The sequence below is a fragment of the Streptomyces sp. NPDC043861 genome (genome assembly GCF_056435905.1).
The window spans coordinates 40,249-56,848 of record NZ_JBWKDP010000001.1 but is presented as its reverse complement, the minus strand read 5'-3'; the positions used below and the strand labels follow the sequence as shown (position 1 = coordinate 56,848).

Genomic DNA, 16,600 nt, shown 5'->3' with positions numbered 1-16,600 from the left:
CCCGGGGCCCGTGCGCCGTTGCGCGGGACCGGTCCGGGCATCGGCGGCCCGCCGGTCAGAGCCGGGGGTCGACCGGCTCCGACTCCAGCGCGAGTACGGCGAAGACCGCCTCGTGCACCCGCCACAGCGGCTCCCCTTCGGCCAGCCGGTCCAGCGCCTCCAGACCCAGCGCGTATTCACGCAGCGCCAACGACCGCTTGTGGCCGAGGAATCGGCTGCGCAGCCGGGTCAGGTTGTCCGGACGCGTGTACTCGGGGCCGTAGATGATGCGCAGGTACTCGCGCCCGCGCACCTTGATGCCGGGCTGGACGAGCCGGCCCTTGTCGTCCCGCACGAGGGCCTGCAGCGGCTTGACGACCATGCCCTCGCCGCCTGCGCCGGTCATCTCCAGCCACCAGTCGACTCCTGCGCGCACCGACTCCGTGTCGCCCGTGTCGACGACAAGGCGCCGGGTGCGCTGGAGAAGGCCCGAACCGGTGTCGGCGTCCGCCGCCACCAGCCGGTCCAGCCAGGCCAGCTGGGTGTCGTGCGGTACGGCGGCGTGGGAGCGCTGCTCGGTCGCGAGGATCTGGAACGGTGCGAAGCGAACCCCCTCCAGACCGTCGGTGGTCCAGCAGTACCGCCGGTACGCCTCGGTGAACGCGGCCGCGTCCGCGGCCCGTTCGCGCTGCCTCTCCAGCAGTCCGTCCACGTCGACCCCGCGCGCGACGGCCGCTTCGAGAGCGGCGGTGGCACCGGGGAACACGGCGCCGGATGCTGCGCCGACGGCCGCGTACTGCTTGCGCAGCAGCCCGGACGCCTTGAGCGACCAGGGCATCAGCTCGCCGTCCAGCAGCAGCCAGTCCGTCCCCAGTTCGTCCCACAGACCGGCTCCGCCGACTGCTGTCCGCAGCCGTTCCAGGATCTCCTCGGTGACCCGGGGGTCGTCGAAGAAGGGGCGGCCGGTGCGGGTGTGCAGGGAGCCGGTCACTCCCTCGGCGCCGAAGCGTGTGCGCGCCACGCCGGAGTCGCGGCAGACAAGTGCGACCGCCCTGGAGCCCATGTGCTTCTCCTCGCACACGACCTGCCGCACGCCGTCCGCCCGGTACTGCGCGAACGCCTCGGCCGGGTGCTCCAGATAGCCCTCTTCCTGCGAGGTCGCCGTGGGGGCCATCGTCGGCGGGAGGTAGGCGAGCAGCTGCGGGTCGACCGCGAAGCGGCTCATCACCTCGAGAGCCGCGGCCGCGTTCTCCTCGCGCACCGCGATACGGCCCATCCGGCGGGTCTCCACGATGCGGCGGCCGTGGACGTCGGCGAGGTCCAGGGGTCGCCCCTGGTGTCCGCCGGGTGCCTCGGTGACCAGTGGCTTGACGGGCTCGTACCACACCTTTTCCGCGGGAACATCGACGAGTTCGCGCTCCGGCCAGCGCAGCGCGGTCAACTTGCCGCCGAAGACGGCACCGGTGTCGAGGCAGATGGTGTTGTTGACCCAGGACGCAGTCGACACGGGTGTGTGGCCGTACACCACTGCGGCGCGGCCGCGGTAGTCCTCGGCCCAGGGATAGCGCACGGGCAGCCCGAACTCGTCGGTCTCCCCCGTGGTGTCGCCGTACAGCGCGTGCGAACGTACCCGCCCGGAGGTGCGGCCGTGGTACTTCTCGGGCAGGCCCGCGTGACAGACGACGAGTCTGCCTTCGTCGAGTACGTAGTGGCTCACGAGCCCCTCGATGAACTCCCTCACCTGCTCCCGGAACTGCGGATCCCGCTCGTCCTCGCGCTGCAGCTGCTCGATCGTCTCGGGGAGCCCGTGGGTCTCCTGCACCTTTCTTCCCCTGAGCCAGCGGCCCAGCTTGTTCTCGTGGTTTCCCGGCACGCACAGGGCATTGCCGGATGCCACCATGCTCATCACCCGGCGCAGCACACCGGGGGTGTCCGGCCCGCGGTCGACGAGGTCACCGACGAACACGGCAGTGCGGCCGTCGGGATGTGCCCCGTCCAGATAGCCGAGCTTGGTGAGCAGGCTGTCCAGCTCGGAACGGCAGCCGTGGATGTCGCCGATGATGTCGAACGGGCCCGTCAGGTGCCGCAGGTCGTTGTAGCGCTTCTCCAGGACGATGCGGGCTGCTTCGACCTCCTCGACACTGCGCAGGATGTGCACCTTGCGGAAGCCCTCGCGTTCCAGGCCGCGCAGTGAGCGGCGCAGCTCGCGGCGGTGCCGCTGGATGACGTGGCGCGGCATGTCGGCCCGTTCGGGACGGGCCGCATTGCGCTCGGCGCACACCTCCTCGGGCAGGTCGAGAACGATCGCGACCGGCAGGACGTCGTGCTCACGGGCGAGCTGGACGAGCCGGCGGCGGCTCTCCTGCTGGACGCTGGTGGCGTCGACGACGGTGAGCCGCCCGGCGGCGAGACGCTTGCCGATGATGTAGTGCAGCACGTCGAAGGCGTCGCTGCTCGCGCTCTGGTCGTTCTCGTCGTCGGCGACCAGTCCGCGGCAGAAGTCCGAGGAGATCACCTGGGTGGGCTTGAAGTGCCCCCGGGCGAAAGTGGACTTGCCGGAGCCGGTGGCGCCGACGAGCACCACGAGGGAGAGGTCGGGGACGGGCAGGGTGCGGGTGGTGGTCATGCCGCCTCCGCCTCCTTCACGGTCATGGTGAATACGGCCATCTGGGTCGGGGTGCCCACGTCGGGGTCGTCGTCGCCGACGCCCACGTACTCGACGCCGTACCCGTGGCGGCCGGCGACCCGGTCCGCCCACTCCCGGAACTCCTGGCGGGTCCACTCGAAGCGGTGGTCGCTGTGGCGGACGTGCCCGGCCGGCAGGGACTCCCAGCGGACGTTGTACTCGGAGTTCGGCGTGGTCACGATGACCGTGCAGGGACGGGCGGAGCCGAAGACGGCGTACTCCAGGGCGGGCAGGCGTGGCAGGTCGAGGTGTTCGATGACCTCGCTGAGCACGGCGGCGTCATAGCCCCCCAGCCGCTTGTCGGTGTACGTGAGCGAGCCCTGCAGCAGGGTGAGGCGGCCGGCCTGTCGCTCGCCCATGCGGTCCAGCTTCAGCCGGCGGGCGGCGATGGTCAGGGCGCGTACGGACACGTCGACACCCACGATGTCGGTGAAGCGCACGTCCTTGAGGAGGGCCTGTACCAACTGGCCCTGTCCGCAGCCCAGATCGAGCACGGACGACGCTCCTGCCGCGCGGAGCGCCGCCAGGATGGCCGTACGGCGCTGCTCGGCGAGCGGCACCGGCCGTTCTTCGGTGTCCGTGCTCTCGTCCACGGCGTTGTCGACGTCCTCGACCTCGAGGTCGTCGGTCTCGGCCAGCCGTACGAGCTCGAGGCGCTCCATCGCCTGCCGGGTCAGCCCCCATCGGCGTGACAGATAGCGGCTGGTGATCAGCTGCTGTTCGGGATGCCCGGCCAGCCAGCCCTCGCCCGCCCGCAGCAGTTTGTCGACCTCGTCGGGCGCGACCCAGTAGTGCTTGGCGTCGTCGAGGACCGGCAGCAGGACGTACAGCTGCCGCAGTGCGTCGGCGAGTCGCAGTTCTCCCTCCAGCACGAGGCGCACATACCGCGACTCCCCCCACTCGGGGAACTGCTCGTCCAGTGTGACGGGCTGTGCGTCGACCGTGGCCCAGCCGAGCGGCGCGAACAGTTTGCGCACGAGTTCGGCCCCGCCGCGGGCGGGCAGCGCGGGTACCTCGATCCGCAGCGGCAGCGAGCTCTCCGCACGCTCCGGTTTCGCCTGGCACACACCGCGCAACGCGCTCTTGAAGACGGTGCTCATGGCGACGGAGAGCAGTGAGGACGCCGCGTACGGACGGTCGTTGACGTACTGCGCCAGTGCGGAATCGGGGGCACCGCCGCGGCCCTTGCCGCGTCGCACGAGCGCCACCGGATCCACCTCCAGCAGCAGCGCGGCGGTGCAGCGCTCGGCAGTCGCCTCGGGGTAGAGGACATGTGCGGTGCCGTGGGAGGTGGAGAACGTCTGCGCCCTGTCGGGATGCTTGTGCAGCAGAAAGCCCAGATCGGTGGCGGGACGCTCGGGGGTGCCGGTCGTGCTGATCGTCATGAACACACGTCCGAGTATTGTCGGCGCGGCTCCCTGTGACCAGGTGTTTTCTCCGGTTGTCCGGACCGGCGGAACGGACGGGCCCGCATCGCCTCCGTCTGTGCGGCCGTGTCCCGGAGAACGAGCCGGGCGTATGCCGCCGTACCGGGGACGGGCGCCTTCCGGTGCCCGCTACGGCTCCCGCCCGGCGAGCGCCGCAAGCGCGGCGATGCGGTCGGGGCCGACGCGACAGCATCCGCCGACCAGCCGAGCCCCGGCCGCGTGCCAGTCGTGCGCCCGTGCCGGGTCGAAGGTGACTCCGCCGCGCCAGGCCCGCGCGGTGGCGTCCCACCGCTCGCCGCTGTTCGGATAGACGACGACCGGCTTGCCGGTCTCCCGGGCGGCAAGCTCCACGGCGTGGTCCGCGTCGGCCGGTTCGCAGCAGTTGACGCCGACGGCGATCACCTGGTCGTTGTCCGCCGCGAGCGCGAACGCCGCGGCCAGGTCCTGTCCGGCCCGTGTGCGCGTTCCCGTGATGGTGTAGGAGAGCCAGAGCGGCAGCCCGCTGTCCTGAGCGGCCCGCAGCAGCGCCACCGCTTCATCGGTGTCCGGCACCGTCTCGAGGGCGAGGGCGTCGGGGCGTGCGGCGGCGAGAGCCCGGATGCGGGGGCGGTGGAATGCCTCCAGTTCCTGCACCGTGAGCCCGTACCGGCCGCGGTACTCGCTGCCGTCGGCCAGCATCGCTCCGTACGGACCGACGGAGGCCGCGACCCACACCTCCCGGTCCTGGTCCTCGGCGGCCGCGCGGGCCAGCTCCACGCTGCGGGCCAGCAGGGCGGCGGCCCCTGCCGGGTCGACACCACGCCGGGCGAAGCCCTCGAAGGTCGCCTGGTAGCTGGAGGTGATGAGCACCTGCGCGCCGGCCCTCAGATACGCCGTATGGGCGGCCTCGATCTGCTCGGGACCATCGGCGAGCAGCCGTGCCGACCACAGGTCGTCGGACAGATCGCAGCCCTGTGCCTGCAACTGGTTGGAGAGGCCGCCGTCCAGGACGAGAGGTCCTTCGGCAAGGGCGGCTGCGAGAGTGCGCGCAGGTTTCACGGTCGGCTCCGGGGTGGGTCGCCGGCAGGGGCGTTCGGACGGCGGGACCGGACGGACCGGCTCGCCCGGGAGTGAGGGCCTCCGGGCATCCCAGGTCCCGCAGACCTCCCCGGGCCCCCTGGTGTCCCAGGTCTCCCAGGTCTCCGGCTCGACTCGATCGGCTGGGTTCGGTTCCCTTCCGTTCACCCGAGCTCAGTCCAGCTGGGACTGGACCTGGGCGGAGATGAGTTCCAGATGGCCGAGGTCGTCGAGGTCGAGGACCTGCAGATAGACACGGGACGAGCCGACGGCGGCATACCGGCCGAGCTTGTCGACGACCTCTGCGGGCGATCCCGCCAGGCCATTGGCCTTGAGCTCCGCGACTTCGCGCCCGATGGCGGCGGCACGTCGGGCGACCTCCGCGTCGTCCTTGCCGACGCAGACGACGAGAGCGTTGGAATAGACGAGGTCGTCGGCCCTGCGGCCCGCCTCGACGGCGGCGGCCCTCACCCGGCCGAACTGCCGTTCACTGTCCTCCACCGATGCGAAGGGAATGTTGAATTCGTCGGCGTAGCGGGCGGCCAGCCGCGGCGTACGCGTCGCCCCGTGGCCCCCGATCAGCACGGGAACCCGGCCCTGGGCGGGCTTGGGCAGTGCGGGCGAATCCTCCAGCTGGTAGTGCCGGCCCTCGTAGGTGAACGTCTTGCCGGTCTCCGTGGCCCACAGGCCCGTGACGATGGCGAGCTGCTCCTCCAGGCGGGCGAACTTCTCCTTCGGGAAGGGAATGCCGTACGCCTTGTGCTCCTCCTCGAACCAGCCCGCTCCGAGTCCGAGCTCGATCCGGCCACCCGACATCTGGTCGACCTGCGCGACCTGGATGGCGAGCACACCGGGCAGACGGAAGGTACCGGCCGTCATGAGTGTGCCGAGCCTGATCCGTTTGGTCTCGCGGGCGAGCCCGGCCAGGGTGATCCAGGCGTCGGTGGGGCCGGGGAGGCCGTCGGCCGAACCCATGGGCAGATAGTGGTCGGACCGGAAGAAGGCATCGAAGCCGAGTTCCTCGGTGGCCTTGGCAACGGTCAGCAGGGTGTCGTAGGAAGCCCCTTGCTGGGGCTCGGTGAAGATTCGAAGATCCATGCATCCATCCTGCACCGTCGCGGCTGTAGCGACCTCTCCCCGTCCGGCAGGCGCGATGCCGCGCGGACGGCCGAGCGGCGTGGGCCGGCGCCAGGACGGGTCACGGCTCGTGCTGTGCAGGATCCGGCAGGCCGCTGCGGGCATCGACTGCAGCCGCGACCCGCCCGAGCCCGTGCCGGCAGCGGTTGCGGCGTACTCACCCTTTCGGCCTCTTGCCGAGGCGGGGGGCCTTCCGGCCTCGGCCTGACGGCCGCGGCCGTGCGCCGGACCGGGCGGACGTCGCGTCCTGCCCGGCAGGCGGTCATGGCGGGCTCGTGGCCGAGTCCGGGTCCACGCGGCCGCGCTCGTGCTCGCGCAGGGAGAGTCTTCGTAGCATGGCGCGCACACGGTCGTTGGACTCGTCCGTGGCGTCGATGGCCTCGATGCACTGCCAGTAGAGACCCTCCTCGTCGGTGGCGCATGCGACACCGACGAGCGCCATGCCGACCTCGCCGAGAAGATTGCTCAGCAGGGTCAGGGCACGGCGGGGATCGAGGACTTCGGTGAGCTGCGACGCTCGGAGGCTGCCGATTCCGAGCAGTTGGGGATCGACGAACCCGCCGCCTCGCCCGCCCTCCTCACTGAGGCCCCGTGCCTCGCCGCGAAGCTCCTGGGGACCGCACAGAGCCAGCCGGGTTCCGATCGCCTGGGCGAGGGCCTGCGCCTGCCAGGCCTCCGCCACGACATCCAGCGCGTCCCGGCACTCCGCCATTGCGTGCCGGCCGGCTGCGATGAGCCGTTCCGCTTCCATGTACGCCGCCCCCGTTCGTACGACTTTCCGCTCACTGGGTCACTACCCAGAGTGAGGGCATCCCAGACGAATGGCCAGGGGATTTCGGAAATCTGTGGACAGGAAGCCGATTGAGGAAAGATCAGTCACTCCGCAGAGTGACGATCCCGTCATGCCGGGCCGTCGGACGGGCGTTCGGCGGCGGGGAAACGCAGTTCGTTCCGGTCGATCTTGTCGGAGAGCGCGGCCAGCACATCGACCCCGAGCACCTCGCAGAACTGGAGCAGATACGCGAGGACGTCCGCGACCTCGTCCGCGACCCGGTGGGCCTTGCGCGGGTCGTCCATCACCCGCGCGGACTCCTCGGGCGTCAACCACTGGAAGATCTCGACCAGTTCGGCCGCCTCGACCGTGAGCGCCACCGCGAGGTTCTTCGGGGTGTGGTACGGCTCCCAGTTACGGGCGGCCGCGAACTCGGCCAGCCTGCGCTGCAGTACTTTCACGTCCAGTTCTGTCACGGGACAGGTCTACCACCGTCACTCCCTCCAGCTCCTGTGCGAAGGCGGCGTCCCCGCTCACCGCGCCCACCAGCCGCAGATGCCCGTCGGCGCAGACCGACGCGGCCAGGGAGGCCAGTTCGCGCGTCTGACGCAGGTCGAGGCAGCGGTCGAAGCCGTCGGCGAGGACGGTGAGGGACTGCAGCGCCCCGGGGACCTCCGCCGCCTGGTCCACCGCCAGCACCCCCGGTCCGGTGAGCAGGACCAGGGCCATTGCCAGATAGCGCAGTTCACCGTCGCCCAGACGCCCGAGGGCGGTGGTGCGGCCGGCGGCCCGGCCGAGGTACGCGCGGAGCGTTCCGTCCGCGAGCTCGTCCACGCCGACTTCACGGACCGGGCCGGCACAGCCCGCCCCGGCCACCGACGTCAGCCGGGCGTACCGGCGGACGCATTCGTGCCGCGTGCGGTGGAGCACCGCCGCCAGGTTGTCGCAGCCGCGGAGCAGACGGTCCTGCCCCCGCGGTACCGGCGTGCGCATCCGTTGCGGCTGGGGGTCGCACGGAAACACGGACCGCAGGGCCACCACCACCTGCTCGGCCGCGGCAAGCACCTGCCGTTGTCCGTCCGTACTGCCGGCGACGCGCAACGGCAGCAGCGCCGTGCCCAGGCGGTCGTCGGGGAATGGGGCACGGGTGACCGTCGCGGCACCGGCGGTGTGCCAGGCGGCCTGGACGCAGGAGCGCTCCGGGTCGCGCAGTGCCGTGCTGAGCAGGGTCTGCCCGTCGCCCGTCAAACGCTCACCGACGATGCGCAGTTCCGGCTCGGCCTGTACGGCGAGATCGAGCTGTACGGGGCCGACCGGGCCCTCGACCCTGCATCCGATCCTGAACCCCCGCCTGCCCTGCCCGTCCCGCTCCGCCTGGTCCGGCACACAGCCCCCGGGGTCCGGGAACACCTGCGCGAGTTCGATGCCCGCGGCGAGCCGGGCCAGTGATTCGTAGGCCCGCAGGGCATGGGACTTGCCGCTGCCGCTCGGCCCCGCGAACAGAGTCACGGGGCCGAGGGAGAACGCGCCGCGACGATGGGACGCGAAGGCGGAGAGCCGCAGTTCGGTGACCGTCGGGCGGGTGCTGAGCGAGTCCATACGGGGGACGCTACGCACCGGTCAGGACGCCGAACCGTTCCGCCGTGGGGGGCTTCCTACGAACGAGGGACCGTGCAGCGCGCAAAGGACAAGGAACCCGAAGCACTCGCGGAAGCCGGGGAAGGCGGGAAAGGCGGGGAAGGCGGAAGGGACATGGGGGCCGGGGGGACATGGACCGAGGCACGCGGGGGCCGCCGGTCAGGCATGAGGGACGGCCGCTTCCGCGACGCCCTCGACCTCCGTGCCGTTCGGTGCGAGCAGGAAGACATTGCGGTCCACCCGGTGCATCCCGCTCCCCAGGCCGAAGACGACGCCGCTGCTGAAGTCCAGGATGCGTTTGGCCACGTCGGTGTCCGCGCCCGTGAGGTCCAGCAGCACGGGGATGTGCGCGATGAGGTACTCGGCGACCTCGCGCGCGTCGGCGAAGACCTGCACCCGCAGGACGACCATACGGCGCTGCTCGGATTCCACGACCGCGGCCGAAGCAGCGCCGTACTCCTGCGGGATCGTGCGGTGGTCCACTCGCGACGGCCACTCGTTGCGACCGCGCAGCGGGACGACCTGGGCCAGGCCCTCCCACTGCTCGTCGGTGACGTCGTACCTCTCGCACCTGCTCATGGGACCATCCTTGCGCCCTTCACCCGTTCGGCCCAACACCGACACGGGGCAGTGGGCGCCGGTTGCGCACATCCCGGTTCCGTACCCGGTGCCCCGGACCGGTCTCTGCCACCTGGCGCCCGCGCCACGGAGGCCCGACCGCCCTCCCCCGCGTCGTGACTGGCGGCGTGTCCTCACCTCCTCGAAAATCGGACCAGGACGGCTTTGATCTTCCGGAGGAGGATGCGTGCCAGCTCAGCCGGGTGAGCGCGATCAGCGGTCCATCGCCGAGACCGAGGAGCTGATCCGGGCGAAACTGGGCGAGACCCCGATCCACCATGTGCAGATGGCCATGGTGGGCAACATCCACCGCGCGGCTGCCGCGGTGCGCCAGCACGTGGAGAATTCCGTCCTGCGCGGCTCCGATCTGACGTGGACCGGCTTCGTCGTGCTGTGGGTGGTGTGGATCCGGGGCGAGCGGGAGACCCGGCTCGTCGCCGACGAGGCGGGCATCTCGAAGGGGACCCTCACAGGAGTCGCCCGCACTCTGGAGTCCCGGCGGCTGGTCAGACGCACCGAGCACCCCACCGACGGCAGGAGGGTCCTGCTGGCCCTCACGAGCGAGGGCGAGGCGCTGATGCAGAGCCTGTTCCCGGAGTTCAACGCCGAGGAGGCCTTTGTGGCCGGGCAGCTCAGCGACGAGGAGTGCCGGCAGGCCGCGGACGCGCTGCGACGCGTGGTGACGCAGATCGAGAAGCACGGCGAGGAACGGCGGCTGCAGCTCCTCGACGGGGCGCCACCGGTGCCGCGCCGCAGCGGCAGGCGTCCGAAGGACTGATCATGCGGGGCGGGCGCCGCAGGTGCGTTCCCCGGGCCCCCGGAGCCGCAGTTCGTGGCGGCGCAGCGGCCGGCGGCTCAGCCCTGGGCCCGCTCGGGCGGCGCGACCGGGCGGGTCCAGCGGTGCCACCAGTGGCGACGGCGGGGATGGACGGCGCGGCCGAGACGGCGGCCGAGCACCAGATAGCCGAGGACCGCGCCCGTCGTGTTCAGGATGACGTCATCGATGTCGAAGGCCCGGCCCGTCACCAGGGCTCCCTGCACCAGCTCGACGAGCACCATGACCACGGCCGTGGTCACGGCCACCCGCAGCAGGCCCCTGACCCGCGGCACCAGCACGGGCAGCAGCACACCGAACGGCACGCCCAGGAGCACGTTCCCGCCCAGCTGTTCGGCGATGTCCCGTGGCTCGGCGTGTGCCAGGTAGGACCCGATGGAGGCGCCCGGCCGGACGTTGCTGTGCGTCAGTTGCTCGGAGGCGGCGGACGGCTCCAGGGTGAGCCGGGCCAGAACCACGCTGAAGGCCACCGTCCCGGCGAGCGCGAGCAACATGGCCGCGACTCGGAGCACTGGTGTCATCGGTGGTCTGCGGACCGTCGTCGTGGTGCCCGCCGCTGCCGTGTCATCGCTCGTAGGCCGTGTCATCCCTGTCCCCCGACGAAGTCGATTGAGGTGGCCGTCGGGTACCCCCGCCCCGAGGTCCCATGCCTTCGCGGGGCCCGCGGCGGGCCGGCCGCGGTGACGGGACCCGGGCGGTCGGTTCACCGGGGGCGCCGTACGGGCAGAGCGGGCCGCAGCAGCGCGGCTGTCGACGGACGAGAGCGTGCGGACGCCCCGGGGAGCGGCGGGCGGGGTACGGTCCGCCGTCGGCAACCGGCTCGCCCGGCGAGCCGAACCGGGCCCGGAGCGGTCGCGGCGCCGGTCGGCCGATGCCACGATGGGCAAAGACGCGGAGAGCGGGCCCCATGACCACATCCGGCAGGCGGACGAAGGCGCCGGGCCTCTTCCCTGCGCACGATCGCGCGGTGATCGCCGCGGCTGCCATTTCGATGCTGCTCGTGCAGATGGACTGGTTCGCCCTCAATCTGACGCTGCCGGTGATCGCGCGGGACTTCGGCACACCGACGACCGATCTGCAATGGCTCGTCAGCGGATACATGCTGACCCTCGGTGCGCTGATGATCACCGGTGGGCGCTTGGCCGATGTGCACGGCAGACGCCGGGTTCTCGTATCGGGACTCGTGGGCTTCGCAGTCATGTCCGTGGTGTGCAGTGCAGCGCAGAACGTGCCCTGGCTCGTCGCCGGGAGGGCCGTGCAGGGAGCGACCGCCGCGCTGATCTTCCCGGTGGCCGTCGCGGTGGTCACCGCGTACTTCCGGGACGACCGCCAGGGCAGGGCCGTCGCGACGGTGCTCGCCTTCAGTGCCATCGGCACCGCACTGGGGCCGTTCGTCGGCGGCGCGTTCGCCGAGCACGTGAGCTGGCGGGCGGTCTTCCTGCTCAACGTGCCCTTCTGCATCGTCGCGGTGGTGCTGATGCTGCGCTGCGTGCCCGAGACCCGGGACGAGCAGGCGAGCCATCGGCTCGACCTTCCGGGCGTGTGCACCATCGCGGCCGGCCTCACCGCCATCATGCTCGCGGTGGACCAGGGGGCCTCGTGGGGCTGGACGTCCCCGGCCACTCTCGTGTGCCTGTTCGGCGGGCTCGCTCTGCTGGCCGTGTTCGTACGGATCGAACAGCACACGGCGGAGCCGCTCCTGGACCTCGCCCTGTTGCGCAACGCCCCGTTCGTCACGGTCACCGCCGCCGGCTCGGTGTCCAATGTCGTGTACTGCCTCGTCGCGGTGCTGTCCGCGCTGTACCTGCAGCAGGTACGCGGACTCTCGCCGCTGGAGTCGGGGCTGGTCTTCCTCTCCCTGTCCGGCGGTGCCGGGGCGGCGAGCTACTGGTCGGGGCGGCTGGCCACGCACTGGCGCCCCGAATCACTGATGGCAGGGGGAATGCTGCTGAGCGGACTCAGCCTCTACGCCCTGACCTGGGTGACCCCCCTCCCCCTGTACACGGCGGTCTTCGCGGTGGTCGGACTGGGTCTCGGCCTGGGGTGGGCCCTGACCAACGTGGCGACGCAGTCGTACGTCCCGGCTGCCCGGCTCGCCGCCGCCTCCGGGCTGGTCCTCACCTCGCTGGTGCTGCTCGGCGCGGTGGCCGTCGCCGTTGCCGCGACGGTTCTCGAGGCCGTGAGCGGCTCCGCCGCGCGGGCGGCCTCCGACGGGCCCGCCATCGAAGCCGTCCTCCGTGTGGCGGCCGCTCTCGCACTGGCCGGAGCGGCGGCACTCGCCGTGCTCGCCCGGCGCCACCTCGAGCTCCCCCGGGGCTGAGATCCGGCTGCCGTGGCGTGCTCGGCGCTCCGCGCGGGCACACCCTGGGACCGTCTGCTCGGAAGAGTCCGCTCAGGAGACCTCCGTGGGGTGGATCGCCCCCGCCGTCGCGGTCAGCGGTGCGCCGCTGCCGCCCCAGCGCAGCGCGACGATCTCGGCCGCGATGGACACGGCCACTTCCTCCGGGGTACGGGCGCCGAGGTCCAGGCCGACCGGCGAGCGCAGTCGCGCCAGTTCGGGGTCGCCCAGCCCGGCTTCCCGCAGCTGTTCGACACGTGCGTCGTGGGTGCGGCGGCTGCCCATCGCGCCGATGTACGCGGCCGGACGGCGAAGGGCCTCCTCCAGCAGCGGCACATCGAACTTGGGGTCGTGGGTGAGCACGCAGATCACCGTGCGGGAGTCCGTCTCGGTGGCGCTCAGATAGCGGTGCGGCCACTCGACCACGACCTCGACTCCCTGGGGGAAGCGCTTGGGCGTGGCGAATACCTGGCGGGCGTCGCACACGGTCACCCGGTAGCCGAGGAAGTCGCCGATGCGGGCCACTGCGGCGGCGTAGTCGATCGCGCCGAAGACGAGCATTCTCGGCGGCGGGGCGAACGACTGGAGGAACACGGTGACGGCGTCCTCGCGGCGTTCGCCATGCGGTCCGTAGTGCCGCAGCCCGGTCATGCCCTGCGCGAGTTCGCCACGCGCGTCGGCGGTGACGGCCACGTCGAGTCCGTGCGTGCCGAGCGTGCCCTCGGCGGTGTCGGGCCACACGGCGAGCGAGGCGCCTCGTGGCGCCGGACCGTCCGTCACCGTCGCCACGGCTACGGGCCGGTGGCCCGCGACCGAATCGGCTACGGCGCCGAAGGCAGGGTCCGAGTCCCGTGACACCCGCCGTATGAGCAGCGTGATCGATCCGCCGCAGGTCAGTCCCACCGCGAAGGCGTCCTCGTCGCTGAAGCCGAAGGTCTGGATCCGTGCTTCCCCGTCGTCGACGACCTCCTTGGCGAGTTCGAGGACCGCCCCCTCCACACATCCGCCGGAGACACTGCCCAGGACTTCGTCGTCCGGTCCGACGGCCATGGCCGCTCCGGGGCTGCGCGGCGCACTCCGGCTGACGGCGACGACCGTGGCCAGCCCGAAGGGTTCGCCCGCCGCGTACCACCGGCTCAGGGCCGGGATGATCTCACGCATGGTCCTCGTGGTGTGTGCCGCCCGCCGTCTCCGGGATACGGGTCATCAGCCCTCCCTGTGACGGGGCATGGTTCATCGGACGATTGGTGCGACACGGACAACTCTAGAACCGGGTCGACACCCCCGCGACCCCGCCGACCGGTCCGGGTGGGCGCCGCGGACCCGGTGCTCCGTGGCGGGCACGGGGCTCACTCGGGGGTGCTCCATGGGGTGCGTCGAGGAAATCCGGTCGGTGTGGGGCAGCGCTGCGGGCTGGACGGCGTGTGGCTGTTCTGCCGTGGGATGACGTGAGGTGGTTCTTCTTGGCGCCGCGTGGCGGCGGGGAGCGCACCGCGGCTTCCGACGGACAGCCCCTCGGCTGTGGCACGGGCCTGCATCCCGAAGGACGGGTCATTCCTCGATGGCGCCGCCCACGGCTCGCAGATGGTCCCGGAAGGTGAGCGACGGTGTCCTGCGGCGCTGGGCGAGGTAGGTGTCGAACCGGACCTGGCTGCGCAGCGGGGTGCCTTCCCGGATCCGTTCGGCCTGACGGTGCTCGGTGTCCCGGATGGTCTCCGCGAGCGTGAGCAGTTCCTGCGCGCGGGCCGCCGGCACGAAGAGCACACCGTCGTCGTCGCCCAGGACCAGGTCCTCCCGGCCCACGGTCCATGCGCCCACGGTGGCGGCGGCGATCGCGTCCTCCGGGCGGTCGTCGAGCCGCAGCGGTCCCGTGGGGATCGTTCCCAGGCTGAACAGGGGCAGCCCGATCTCGCGGATGTCGGCCGTGTCGCGATGCAGCCCCCAGATCACGACCCCCGCCAGCCCGGCGGCCTTGGCCTCCAGCACCACCAGGTCACCGACGCATGCCTCGTCGCCGCGTCCCCCGTTGTCGACCACCAGCACATCGCCGGGCGCCGCCTCTTCGAACGCCTCCAGGAAGACGTCGACACTGCCGACGTGGCGAGCGGGTGCGACCCGGCCGGCCAGTCGGGCCCCGGGCACCACGGGGCGCACGAGTGAGGGGGCGCAGCGCACCGGGACGTGTGCGCGGATGCACGCATCGGCCAGATGGGCCGTGGTCAGCGTCGCGAACCGTCGCCGAAGTTCTTGGTGATCCATGGCGCTTCTCTCCTCTTCGGGGTCCTGTCCTGCACCTGGGCACCGATGGCCGTCGGCCCCCGCGGGGACCGGGGTCCGGTGCCTTGGGTCACAGGCACACCACCGCCGCCAAGATGAAGGATGCGCTTGCGCACCAGCGGCCGTGGAAGACCTCGTGGCGCGAGTGCCTCGGTGCGCCGTGCCGCTCGAGCAGCCGGATGCCGAAGGTCCCTGCCGCCGGGTCGCCGCTGCCGCCCCGGAGTTCGTCGCGGTCCAGGTCGCAGAGGGCGAGTTCCGCGTCCCTGAATCCCGGTCCGGCCCCGTGGAGCTGGAACCATGCCTTGTAGACGGCTTCCTTGGCGCTGACGAGGACCCTGTCCACGTGGACCGCAGGCAACTCCCGGGAGAGATCACGGAGGTGCGCCTGCTCGTCGGCGGACGCGACGAACGGCAGCACGCCGTCCCTCAGGGGAACGTTCGGCTCGGCGTCGATGCCGAGTGAGGCGACGTCGGTGCTGCGGGCGAGCGCCGCAGCCCGGTACCCCCGGCAGTGCGTGATGCTTCCGACGAGTCCCGAGGGCCATCTGGGCGCTCCCGTTGCATAGGCGGGAACGGACTGCGGGCGTACTCCGAGCCGCATCATCGCCCGGCGTGCACAGGCACGGGCGGCGGCGAACTCACGCCGGCGCCCTGTCAACGCCGCCGAGATGAATGCCTCTTCCTCGGGGAAGAGGCCGGCGACATCGCCGGGGACGTCACCGATGTCCTCGACCGCCGCCACGCTCTGCGGCAGTAGGCCCTCGATCACCGTACGGAACCTCTTCTCTGGTCACCGCCGTCAGTTCCACCGGGCGGGGAGCTGCGGGCCCGTCAGGCGGGAACCGACCGGACGATGACGAGCGATCCGGCGAAGAACCGCTGCTCGCGCAGATGACCGAACCGCTTGTCCCGGACCCCGGTCTCCAGGTCGCGCCGAAGGTCCGCGGCGAATCGTCCGCGTACGGGCGTCGTCCACGAGGCCCGGTGCCGAACACGCCTGTCGTGCACGGGGATCGAGCAGGCGCTGGGGACAGGCGCAGTACGCCTCGCTGAAGCCCCCCGAGCACTCGGGCACAGGTACCGTCGTGTGACCGCCCGGACCTTCGGCGATGTCCGCGACCGACGGACACGGCGCGCCTCGGTGTCCAGGACCTCGGGTGCGCCCTCTTGGAGCCGGAAGTCGCGGACGAGGTCGGGGGCGCAGGTGAGGTCCACGACCGGGCCGCGCGCCGCCCTTCGCATCTCGCGCGGGCCGGCTGCGAGATCGCCCCGCTGATGCACGCTCGACGTGGTCATCGCCGCGTCGAACGAGTCGTCCCCGAACGGCAGATCCTCCGCGATGGCGTCGACCGCCCGGGACAGGTGGGCCGGACGTTGGGCCCTCGTCGACTCCGACGGTTCGACCCGCTGTCACCTCGAGGGCCACCGCCTCGTAGGAGCCGGTGCCCGCGCCGACGTCCACGACCGTGCGCGACGTTCCGAGCGCCGCCCCGATACGGGCCGCGATCCGCTCGTCGGGCAGGCGGTGGGCGAGGCAGCCCTCGCCCACAGAGCCGTGGTCGGCGTCCCCCTCGACATCCCCCGCGCTGCCGTCCAGCCTCCGCGCACCCATGATCCGAAAATAGCATCGGTCCGGGCATACGCGGCAGCATTGCCCGAAACCGGTCCCGGGGGCTCCCGCCGACTCCTGCCACGCTTCGAGGCGCAGGGCCGGCTGCCGGGCCGCGTCTGCGCGCCGGGCGATGGCGGCGGCAGGCGGCGGGTTCGGCAGTGGCACGGTCGTCGACGAGGCGTGCCGTGCCGGCCGTCGACCACGTGTACGAGGAGCACACATCCG

General features: G+C 71.8%; 15 protein-coding genes. 2 read left to right on the top strand and 13 right to left on the bottom strand.

Going from position 1 to position 16,600, the window contains the following annotated elements; all coding sequences use genetic code 11:
- Positions 1-55: 55 nt before the first annotated feature.
- From AC068D_RS00195 to AC068D_RS00160, 8 genes are all read right to left on the bottom strand, one after another.
- Entirely contained in the window at positions 56-2,605 is a 2,550-nt protein-coding gene (locus AC068D_RS00195; RefSeq protein WP_478820634.1) for a polynucleotide kinase-phosphatase, read from the bottom strand.
- On the bottom strand, positions 2,602-4,056 hold the full coding sequence (locus tag AC068D_RS00190) for a 3' terminal RNA ribose 2'-O-methyltransferase Hen1 (RefSeq protein WP_478820633.1): 1,455 nt from the start codon (positions 4,054-4,056) through the stop codon (positions 2,602-2,604). Before AC068D_RS00190 ends, AC068D_RS00195 begins: the two co-directional genes overlap by 4 nt.
- Before the next feature lie 165 nt (positions 4,057-4,221).
- Entirely contained in the window at positions 4,222-5,130 is a 909-nt protein-coding gene (gene mmuM, locus AC068D_RS00185) for a homocysteine S-methyltransferase (RefSeq protein WP_478820632.1), read from the bottom strand.
- 192 nt (positions 5,131-5,322) lie between these two features.
- On the bottom strand, positions 5,323-6,246 hold the full coding sequence (locus AC068D_RS00180) for an LLM class F420-dependent oxidoreductase (RefSeq protein WP_478820631.1): 924 nt from the start codon (positions 6,244-6,246) through the stop codon (positions 5,323-5,325).
- A 301-nt stretch (positions 6,247-6,547) separates the two neighbouring features.
- The gene (locus AC068D_RS00175) at positions 6,548-7,036 is read right to left on the bottom strand and encodes a DUF6099 family protein (protein ID WP_478820630.1); all 489 of its coding nucleotides are present in this window, start codon (positions 7,034-7,036) and stop codon (positions 6,548-6,550) included.
- Between the two features lie 149 nt (positions 7,037-7,185).
- A complete protein-coding gene (locus AC068D_RS00170) occupies positions 7,186-7,533 on the bottom strand; it encodes a nucleotide pyrophosphohydrolase (RefSeq protein WP_478820629.1) in 348 nt (115 codons plus the stop codon).
- Positions 7,472-8,656, bottom strand: coding sequence for an AAA family ATPase (locus AC068D_RS00165; RefSeq protein ID WP_478820628.1), 1,185 nt, complete (start codon positions 8,654-8,656; stop codon positions 7,472-7,474). Before AC068D_RS00165 ends, AC068D_RS00170 begins: the two co-directional genes overlap by 62 nt.
- A gap of 198 nt (positions 8,657-8,854) precedes the next feature.
- Entirely contained in the window at positions 8,855-9,274 is a 420-nt protein-coding gene (locus AC068D_RS00160) for a cell division protein SepF (RefSeq protein ID WP_478820627.1), read from the bottom strand.
- 280 nt (positions 9,275-9,554) lie between these two features.
- Here AC068D_RS00160 and AC068D_RS00155 point away from each other — a divergent pair, with 280 nt between their 5' ends.
- Positions 9,555-10,091 carry a MarR family winged helix-turn-helix transcriptional regulator gene (locus AC068D_RS00155; RefSeq protein ID WP_478821364.1) on the top strand — a complete coding sequence of 179 codons (537 nt, stop codon included), beginning with the start codon at positions 9,555-9,557 and terminating at the stop codon, positions 10,089-10,091.
- A 77-nt stretch (positions 10,092-10,168) separates the two neighbouring features.
- Here AC068D_RS00155 and AC068D_RS00150 read toward each other — a convergent pair whose 3' ends face one another.
- Positions 10,169-10,642: a VanZ family protein gene (locus tag AC068D_RS00150; RefSeq protein ID WP_478820626.1), complete on the bottom strand. Its 474-nt coding sequence runs from the start codon at positions 10,640-10,642 to the stop codon at positions 10,169-10,171.
- A 413-nt stretch (positions 10,643-11,055) separates the two neighbouring features.
- On the opposite strand from AC068D_RS00150, the gene AC068D_RS00145 reads away from it, so the two are divergent.
- Entirely contained in the window at positions 11,056-12,468 is a 1,413-nt protein-coding gene (locus AC068D_RS00145; RefSeq protein WP_478820625.1) for an MFS transporter, read from the top strand.
- 72 nt (positions 12,469-12,540) lie between these two features.
- On the opposite strand, the gene AC068D_RS00140 is transcribed toward AC068D_RS00145, so the two are convergent.
- From AC068D_RS00140 to AC068D_RS00125, 4 genes are all read right to left on the bottom strand, one after another.
- A complete protein-coding gene (locus AC068D_RS00140) occupies positions 12,541-13,647 on the bottom strand; it encodes an XdhC family protein (protein ID WP_478820624.1) in 1,107 nt (368 codons plus the stop codon).
- A gap of 390 nt (positions 13,648-14,037) precedes the next feature.
- On the bottom strand, positions 14,038-14,745 hold the full coding sequence (locus AC068D_RS00135; protein WP_478820623.1) for an RraA family protein: 708 nt from the start codon (positions 14,743-14,745) through the stop codon (positions 14,038-14,040).
- 88 nt (positions 14,746-14,833) lie between these two features.
- On the bottom strand, positions 14,834-15,532 hold the full coding sequence (locus AC068D_RS00130; protein WP_478820622.1) for a 4'-phosphopantetheinyl transferase family protein: 699 nt from the start codon (positions 15,530-15,532) through the stop codon (positions 14,834-14,836).
- 62 nt (positions 15,533-15,594) lie between these two features.
- On the bottom strand, positions 15,595-15,771 hold the full coding sequence (locus tag AC068D_RS00125) for a hypothetical protein (protein ID WP_478820621.1): 177 nt from the start codon (positions 15,769-15,771) through the stop codon (positions 15,595-15,597).
- Positions 15,772-16,600: the final 829 nt, after the last annotated feature.

Coding starts and splice junctions, on each gene's coding strand:
- AC068D_RS00195 (WP_478820634.1), bottom strand. CDS start 2,605: ATGACCACCACCCGCACCCTGCCCGTCCCCGACCTCTCCCTCGTGGTG.
- AC068D_RS00180 (WP_478820631.1), bottom strand. CDS start 6,246: ATGGATCTTCGAATCTTCACCGAGCCCCAGCAAGGGGCTTCCTACGAC.
- AC068D_RS00175 (WP_478820630.1), bottom strand. CDS start 7,036: ATGGAAGCGGAACGGCTCATCGCAGCCGGCCGGCACGCAATGGCGGAG.
- AC068D_RS00165 (WP_478820628.1), bottom strand. CDS start 8,656: ATGGACTCGCTCAGCACCCGCCCGACGGTCACCGAACTGCGGCTCTCC.
- AC068D_RS00160 (WP_478820627.1), bottom strand. CDS start 9,274: ATGAGCAGGTGCGAGAGGTACGACGTCACCGACGAGCAGTGGGAGGGC.
- AC068D_RS00150 (WP_478820626.1), bottom strand. CDS start 10,642: ATGTTGCTCGCGCTCGCCGGGACGGTGGCCTTCAGCGTGGTTCTGGCC.
- AC068D_RS00145 (WP_478820625.1), top strand. CDS start 11,056: ATGACCACATCCGGCAGGCGGACGAAGGCGCCGGGCCTCTTCCCTGCG.
- AC068D_RS00140 (WP_478820624.1), bottom strand. CDS start 13,647: ATGCGTGAGATCATCCCGGCCCTGAGCCGGTGGTACGCGGCGGGCGAA.
- AC068D_RS00135 (WP_478820623.1), bottom strand. CDS start 14,745: ATGGATCACCAAGAACTTCGGCGACGGTTCGCGACGCTGACCACGGCC.